General features: G+C 56.4%; 1 protein-coding gene. It reads left to right on the top strand.

The window, feature by feature from the left end; translation table 11 throughout:
- Nucleotides 1-699 (top strand): hypothetical protein (locus C4N24_RS15515; RefSeq protein WP_181573127.1); only part of this gene is annotated, 699 nt, incomplete at both ends.

The following is a 699-nucleotide window of genomic DNA, read 5'->3' as shown; positions in this document are numbered from 1 at the left end:
CTCATGTGCCTGTGGGAGGCGCTTTTTGCCGGGCTTGCAGCAGTTGCTGCTGGGTTTGCACTGGGCTGCGGTGCTGCGGCAGTCGGTCTGGGGTTGCAGAAGCACCTTTCGTTCTTAGTGGTCCCCGCTGCATCTCTTGTGCCGCTGGCGGTGCTGTTTCTGCTCTCCGTACTGCTGGGCGCACTTTTGCCTGCGGTGCTGGTTCGCCCGCAGATCACAAAACCCAAAGAGAAGCCTGCAAAAAAATTCCGCTTGGCACAGCTGCCGCTTGCACCGCAGATCGGTGTCGGCTGCGCGGTATTGCTGATCGCCGTCAGTTGTTTGTATGTCGGCTGGCGTGTCATGCTGCCATATGATCTGGATGCACCGTATGCCTGTCTGTCCATCAAGATGAACGGAACCTCCGGGATGCCGTTTTCTCTGAAAGAGGATCTTGCTGCATTGCCCGGTGTGGAAGAGGTTTCCGCTGCAATTGATCTGACCGATACCTATACAGTGACATCAGACAAGATCCAGTCCAGCCATATGCTTGCCGATATCTGGGTCAAGGATAACGGTTTCTTTACGGACATTCCGAGCTTGCTGCGAAATGCAGAAAAGGGAACGCTGAACACGACTGTCTGCGCCTTGCCGGAGGACGAACTGCGCCGCATTGCCGCAGATGCCGGCGTTTCGGACGAGGAAATAGAGACGCTGCTG

The organism is Faecalibacterium prausnitzii, assembly GCF_003287405.1.
Lineage (GTDB): Bacteria > Bacillota > Clostridia > Oscillospirales > Ruminococcaceae > Faecalibacterium > Faecalibacterium intestinale.
Note: the sequence above shows the minus strand (reverse complement) of the source record. Positions and strands in the feature narration are given on the sequence as shown.